General features: G+C 49.3%; 8 protein-coding genes. 6 read left to right on the top strand and 2 right to left on the bottom strand.

Annotated elements, in window-relative coordinates; translation table 11 throughout:
• Positions 1-405 precede the first annotated feature (405 nt).
• Positions 406-1419, bottom strand: a complete 1014-nt coding sequence (locus GQX66_RS08825) for an IS110 family transposase (RefSeq protein WP_240865414.1) — start codon at positions 1417-1419, stop codon at positions 406-408.
• Between the two features lie 228 nt (positions 1420-1647).
• Here GQX66_RS08825 and GQX66_RS08820 point away from each other — a divergent pair, with 228 nt between their 5' ends.
• From GQX66_RS08820 to GQX66_RS08800, 5 genes are all read left to right on the top strand, one after another.
• Positions 1648-2073, top strand: a complete 426-nt coding sequence (locus GQX66_RS08820; protein ID WP_240868204.1) for an EndoU domain-containing protein — start codon at positions 1648-1650, stop codon at positions 2071-2073.
• 13 nt (positions 2074-2086) lie between these two features.
• The gene (locus tag GQX66_RS08815; RefSeq protein WP_085748419.1) at positions 2087-2509 is read left to right on the top strand and encodes a hypothetical protein; all 423 of its coding nucleotides are present in this window, start codon (positions 2087-2089) and stop codon (positions 2507-2509) included.
• A gap of 320 nt (positions 2510-2829) precedes the next feature.
• The gene (locus GQX66_RS08810) at positions 2830-3267 is read left to right on the top strand and encodes an immunity 22 family protein (RefSeq protein ID WP_240868189.1); all 438 of its coding nucleotides are present in this window, start codon (positions 2830-2832) and stop codon (positions 3265-3267) included.
• Between the two features lie 88 nt (positions 3268-3355).
• Positions 3356-3826: a hypothetical protein gene (locus GQX66_RS08805; RefSeq protein WP_129974320.1), complete on the top strand. Its 471-nt coding sequence runs from the start codon at positions 3356-3358 to the stop codon at positions 3824-3826.
• A 122-nt stretch (positions 3827-3948) separates the two neighbouring features.
• Positions 3949-4446 (top strand): hypothetical protein, encoded by a 498-nt coding sequence (locus GQX66_RS08800; protein ID WP_129974319.1) that lies wholly within the window; start codon positions 3949-3951, stop codon positions 4444-4446.
• A 358-nt stretch (positions 4447-4804) separates the two neighbouring features.
• Here the strand turns inward: GQX66_RS08800 and GQX66_RS08795 are convergent, their stop codons facing one another.
• Positions 4805-5623, bottom strand: a complete 819-nt coding sequence (locus GQX66_RS08795) for a VanW family protein (protein WP_240868225.1) — start codon at positions 5621-5623, stop codon at positions 4805-4807.
• 244 nt (positions 5624-5867) lie between these two features.
• Between GQX66_RS08795 and GQX66_RS08790 the strand changes: the two genes are divergently transcribed.
• A complete protein-coding gene (locus GQX66_RS08790; RefSeq protein ID WP_085748424.1) occupies positions 5868-6689 on the top strand; it encodes a glycosyltransferase in 822 nt (273 codons plus the stop codon).
• The last annotated feature ends 322 nt before the right edge of the window (positions 6690-7011 follow it).

Raw genomic sequence — 7011 nt, 5'->3', positions numbered from 1 at the left:
CCCATTAGCCGGTCTCAAGTCAAGGTTAAAAGCCACCGCGCCCTGCAGTTTTCAACTGTAGGGTTTGCTCTCCCACTCAACCTGATCGGTTGAACCCGTCGAACCCGTTTCCTCTTCATTGGCTACGAACGAGTCGTGCCAGACACCCATTTGGATCAAGCGGTAGCGATACAACCTGCACCGCCCTGGCAGTTAACTGCCCCAGAGAAACGTTGGTGCTGCCAATGCGTCCAAAACGTGTCACAGAACTGTGGCTCGTGCAAAACACACGTCCAGTCCCAGCTGGCTCACCTGGCAGACGACCCGGTTACAACACACTCAGGCGGTGATGGTCGGTCGCCACTCAGATTTAGTGGTTCGAGCCCAGTCCCTTTTTGGTTGGCCAACCATCACCTCATTCGTCCCTCAGGCGAAACAGCGTCTGGCATCAAAAGGCTGTTTCTCCTTCAGGATGTGATAACTCGCTCGCGCCAGCTTGTGTGCCAGTGCCTTGGTAGCGACCACGGCATTGGTCTTGGCTTTCTTCTTCTCGAAAAAGCGTTTGGCATCCTCGCTGAAGCGCCGGGCGAAATTAGCCGCTTCGATATAAGCCCAGATCAAATAAGCGTTGCCGTTCTTGGCGTTGCCTTCACCTTTCTTTTTGCCGTTGGAGTAATGCGCACTTTTTACGCAGCGAGCGTAAGAGGCGAAGTGGCCTACGTCGGCAAAGCGCTCAATATTTCCGGTTTCCAGCATGATGACCGTGGCCAGCACTTCGCCAATTCCGGGCATCGTTTTCAACAAAGAAAACTCCGGGCGCAAATAGGCTTCGTGCAGTAATCGCTCTTCAAGAAAATCAATCTGGATCTGCAATGCCTGAACAATGGCGACATTCGCTTTCATTGCCAGAGCCACATCCGTCGGCAGGCCCAGCCTGTCGACGGATGTGGCTGACAGCCCTTTGACTTCATTGCAGCTCAACCGCTGGCCAAACTGGCGCGCCATGATGTTCTCGACGGACAGAATGTGCTGAGTCCGGCTGCGTACCAGTTGAATACGTTTGCGTGCCAAATCTCGCAGCGCACGTTCTTGCGGCGGATGGATATATCCGGTCGGTAAAATCCCGAGTCGCAGCAAATGAGCCAGGAAAGTCGCATCATCCTTGTCGTCAGAATGCTTCAAACCGTCGTAGCGTTTCATCGCCACGGGATGGGCCAGCTTCACCTCAAAGCCCGCTGCCTTGAGGCCATCGACCAACCAATACCAGTTGTAGGTGGACTCAACCACGACGCCAACCAATTCAGCACGGTGAGGCTCGAGCAGCGAAAGGATTGGCGTTAGCTGGTTGGGGCAACGTCGACTGACCAGTACTCGATCCGTTTCGTCGGTAACCACCACAACACTGTTGTTCGAATGCAGGTCTATGCCACAGAATTTCATCACGGCCTCCTACGCAAAAGACTAAGTTCGCACCTTGAATTTTGCGCCACCTCCGTGAGGTGGGGAGGCCGGCCAGATGATTCTCAGATTTATTATTAGCTGAAGAAAATAAATCTGTCCCCTTATCGCTCCTAAAAGTCAGACGACTCTCAAAAATCTGAACATGACGAAGGAAAAGCTCCACCGGACCCGTACAATCGTCCATACACTGGCCCAATTCCAGCACAGATGCAGAACAAAATACTGTTCGGCACTCGCAGTCCAAATAGTAACAAACCAATTGGAGGCCACTCCTCTGAGGTACTGACATCTCCCGACCACCAAATGAACGTTTTGCTGACAAATCCGGACGGTACGATAAAAGTCGAAGACTTCAAAATGATTCTTGAACGAAAAGACGGCACTACTGGCATGTCCGCCAAAAAAGGTGGAAAGCATACACTCGCACCTAAAACCTGGAGCAACGAAAAGATACTTTGGGTGACCGACGAGGTAGCAGCAACACCTGGTGTTTTCATGCGAGAAGTTGATGGTGTCACCACAACTTTGCATACAAAAACAGTTGACGGCGTGCAGTGGCAAGTACTCAAAGACGACGGCGTTATCACATCCTCCTTCCCAGCTGGCGACTCACCTATGTCGCCTCCTATTTGAATTGAGACAAATCATGGACAGCAAGGCCTTCGATGAATACAACTACTGGCTGGGACAAAGCGAGGATTCTAACTGGAATGAATACATTACAGAGCAGGTAGCCAAAGGAGTTCTAGGAAAATTCAGCGCTGAAGACTGGAACCGGCTTAATGACACGATCCTATCAAGGGAAGAGTATTGGCAGGAGCGAAGTGCTGCGGCACTTGGAGAGAATCGCTCCACCCAGGCAATTGAAATTCTAAAGAAACTTTTGGACTCTCCATTTACCGAAGTATTAATAGTCTCTGCCTCAGAACTGGACTGGAGTGAAGTCCCAATCGAGAATAAATACGCAAAAAAAATACAAGCTATTATTAACTCTCTAAACCACGAAGAACTCGAATCCTATCCAGAACTTGAAAACCTTCTAAAAAAAGCCAGCAGCGCGCAACTTTAAATAGAACTAAATCAAGGAATCAAAGGGGGCAGATTTATTTTTCGCTAAAGAAAATAAATCTGTCCCCTTTTAACTATGTCCCCTTTTAACTTTCATGGTTTCGAGAGCTGACACATTCAAGCGCTGGGGCGTGAGTGCTGAACAGATATATGAGCTACGGATCGCAATTAGTGACGTGAAATTTGTAAACCCTACTGGTCATCATGGAGGCAAAGGGTCTACAAAAGCACACAATGAAATACTTAAAGTAATTGACAATTCGAAAGATTATGGCGAGTTCCGCCAAGGACTCAATGAATGGGCTGGCAGAAGACTAGACGGTGGCGTTGACTCCCTTCCTTCAGGTCTCAAAAATTAAGGCACAAAAAATGGTAGAAACAAAAACAGTCTCAATCTGGACTGCAAAAACTGGTTGGGAGCCGTCAACACTCCAGGAAATAATGTTGCCGGCATATTCAGAAGATGGAGACTCGCTTGGATGCGAGTTCACAAATGCGTTTTCACTTGGCTTTATAGATAATGATTTTATCGAAGCCGACAAAGTCGAAAACACCGACTCTCTCGAGAGCGCAATTAAAGGCTTTTCTTACGACTCCGATATATCCTCAGACATAAAATCAAAGAATATTCAGCCTACCAATCAAACGATAGACACTCTTATTGCAATATACGACTTCACTTTTCAAGGCAATCCACCAGCCCGCGTAATCCGAGGCAAAGAAATCACTTTCAGAGGCACATTCACATACAAAGAGTAGCGACAAACCTAATCCAAAGGGAATAGATTTATTTTCTTTAGCAAAAATAAATCTTCCCCCTTTTCATATGAAAAACTAAGTACGCACAATGACGAGCAACTTTGAAATTGCGCTAAGCAAACACGAGTTTCCAGATTATTTTAGGGGCAAAGGAGAGTATTTCACGAGAGACCCCGACTGGGGAACTCAGCTACATATCAGAAACTGGCAGGATTCGAGCGTATTTTTAAAATCACTGAATAACTCCACATATGTACTGAAAAACGCATTTAGCTCGTATCTAAGCACTGTAGAACTTACGATAGCCGATGCACACGACCTTCTTGAGAACATCGGCTGCTATTACTACTTAAGAACCAAGCACCCCCATCTTTCGAAGGATGGATTCGATCTGATCCGAGACGCTGACAACAATGATAAACAAACAATCTCGGCAACAATATCCTTTCTCAAAAAAGCAGTTACGACCCACAACATTCCTGAAGAGCTTGAACTCTTCAATCGTCGGATCAATATACTTATCAACAGTGGAGGCCCAGACAACATCACCAACCTCTAACACAACCAAAGTTAACAAATCCATCCTTCATAGAACCAAATAACTAAAAAGACAGATTCATTTTCATTTGAAGAAACAAATTCCCCTTTTTTTGAACCCACTAAAGCAACTAAATACTCAATATGAGCAGACACAAAATCATCCTACCGAATGACTGGATTGCAGAATTTAACAATACAGGTGAATTCCATATGGGAGCAGAGGGTTGGGGTCTTCTGCTAACAGGTCCTAATCAAAGCCGCATCGATTATTTCAACGACCAAATCGTACTGGTAAACGATGATGAGGGCGTACACGCTAGATCGTGTATTCGCTTATCCGACAATGGCGTGTACGGTTACCTCACCACTGCTGTGGACAGCAGTTGGGTCATCGACTTTTCACGAGGAATGATTGCTCCGCACCGGATCAGCATCCAGCAGCGCCACGATGGTTATGATGAGAGTGTATCAGTTCACGAGCAACCCGCATTCAAACGGACGAGGCAGTATATTAGCGTTAGTGGTAAACACATTTACCTGACCTTCCCCCTTACCCGCGACGAAGACTTTCCGAAAATCTGGGAAGAGTATTTATCGATTCGACGACGGCAGATCGACGAGCTCTACTTTCGCAACTGAGTTCACCAACGAGGCCTATAACCAGAGAAAACTTATTTATTCTTCTAATCCAAAGGGGACAGATCTATTTTTTGCTGATTAAAATTTAAAATACATCTGCCCCCCTTTTGTCCAATCGATCCTCCCATGCGGGCAAGTACTCGATATCGGATGGTATCCAGAATTCAGCACTCGCGGCTCCTTTGTTATCTCTCTAATCCGCAATCAAGACTGGCAAAATCCGACTAATTGTGAAAAAGCAAAAAACTGGGAAGAGTTCAAAATAGCGCTAGAGAACATATCGAAAAGTCTGGAAAGCTAGTATCGATAAACGCTTCCGACATATGGAATAAACCAACTGACCAAAACAACATCACCGCTATCCCCCCTCAATCATCCCCTCCAAAACCTCATACTTAACCACCACCCGATTCCCATACAACCGCTCCCTCTCCACCAACGCCCCCACCTGCCCCTTCTCCCTCACCTCCCGCCAAATCTCATTCTCCCGATACACCCGCTCCCCCTCCCGCACAAACCGATGCCCCACTTCAAACACGTGATACCGATAAGCCCGCTCCCGATCACACAACAATTCCCCCTCCAACTGCGTCTCCCCGACCTTCAACTTCAGCTGAAAGCTGCGATCCGTCGGGTTGTGCAGTACCAGGTCGATGTAGTTGTAGAAAATCGCCGCGCCGGAGCCGAATGGCAGGACGCGGCCGTCGTCCGGGAAGGGGTCGAAGCTGTGGTTGGCGCGTTCGATGACGACCAGCGGTGAGTGAATAGCCATCCAGTGGATGAGGTTGCTGAGTTGGCAGATGCCGCCGCCGATGCCGGTGCGAGCTTCGCCGAATGAGAGTTCCATGCCTTCGACATAGCCGCGTTGGCGGGTCGGGCGGCCGACGAGGCGGCAGAAGGAGAAATATTCGCCGGGGGCGATGGTGACGCCGTCGATGGCGGCGACGGCGAGTTTGAGGTTGATGACTTTGTTGTGTTGCAGCGCGAGGTTGGAGTCGCCGAGTTTGCGGATCAGTTTTGAGGTGTGTTTGAGGTAGCGGTAAGGCAGGCGCTCGAACGTCGTGGCAGGCCGCGCGTAGCGTTTGCTCGAGCAATGCCAGGCGATGTGGCGGAACAGTCTTTTTTGCCACACGCGCAGCCAGTAAAGGGCCGGGTGGTAGAGGGAAAGTGGTTTCATCCTTGGCGAACGGCGCGGGCCGTTGTCTTCCTTGAACTTGAAAGGGCGGCGCATCTTACCGTGGAACCGCGCTTGATCGCCAAGCGCCTCGCCGGTGTCGCAAGCCGTAACAAGTCGCCCGGCCCGGGCGCTTAGCAATTAAGCTTGAACTAAGGTTGCGTCCCTACCATCCGGGCCACAAAGCAGCGGTTCTGTGTGCTGATTGCCGTCAGCAGAACCCTTCAACTTGAAGTGAGCCCGGACCATGAGTGCGATCGATTCCACCTCAAAACAACTGCCCGCCTTCAGCCTTGTATTGGTCAATTACAAGACGCCGGAAATAACCCGGATGTGCCTGGAGTTTCTCCAGCAGTACGTCAAGGAGAATCAAATTCCGGTGTGGGTGGTGGACAACGATTCCGCCGATGAAAGCCTGATTTACTTGCGGTCTCTGGACTGGATCAACTTGATCGAGCGCCCTTCACCCGGCAAGGAAGCGGGGCATATTGCTCATGGCAAGGCACTTGATCTGGCACTTGCGAAAGTTGAAACCGATTACCTGTTTTTGCTGCACACCGACACTTTCGTTTTTGACAGTACTGTCTTTTCGATGATGATGAATGAGTGCATGCAATCTTTGGATACCGCGGCGGTCGGTTGCGTCGAACAATTGGATCGCGGCGTCCTTAGAGACACCTGGCGTTTGTCTTCTCGTTATTTCAAACACTATTTCCGCCGGGCAAAACAGCATTTCGGGTTGCCGTCCCGGGATCCAAAACCCTACCGGGAAACTCACCTGAAAAGCTTCTGCACCTTGTGGAATGCACGGCTGATCAAGGCTCACGGGCTGCATTTTTCGATGGACGACCGGGTCCCGGGATACACGCTGCAGGATCGTTTAAGCAACCTTGGCTACGGCATCAAATGCCTCTCGCCGCGGACGATTTTCCGCTACCTCGATCACATTCAGGCCGGCACCGTGGCCGCGATCGGTGGATACGGCAAACAGCACCGCCGCACCACCATGTATCAGGAAACGCTCAAGCGCCTTCAGTTACAACAGCGCATGCGACCCGCCAAATCGTAAGACAATAAAAAAGGGCGACTTCAAAGTCGCCCTTTCTGCATCTGAATTCTTTGGCTTCCACTCCGAGGAGGTGTTCGCCCAGTGTAATGGCCTGGCAATCCATGCACCGGTAAAGAGCCCTGACACTGGGCGAACGGGAGGGATTTTAATGGAAGTTGGCGGATATGTCGTGCTAATTGAAGATGAAATTTATGTACTGAAAAGTTAAAGGACATTGCTTACCGATTTTTCCCGACAAACTTTCTGACATCACCACCTCGAATACTTCATATGACTGTTCTCATACAATTACTTGTACAAGAACAGCCATTCTGTAGAGTCA

It is taken from the genome of Pseudomonas sp. B707 (assembly GCF_022496685.1).
GTDB classification, from domain to species: Bacteria; Pseudomonadota; Gammaproteobacteria; order Pseudomonadales; family Pseudomonadaceae; genus Aquipseudomonas; species Aquipseudomonas paraglycinae.
Note: the sequence above shows the minus strand (reverse complement) of the source record. Positions and strands in the feature narration are given on the sequence as shown.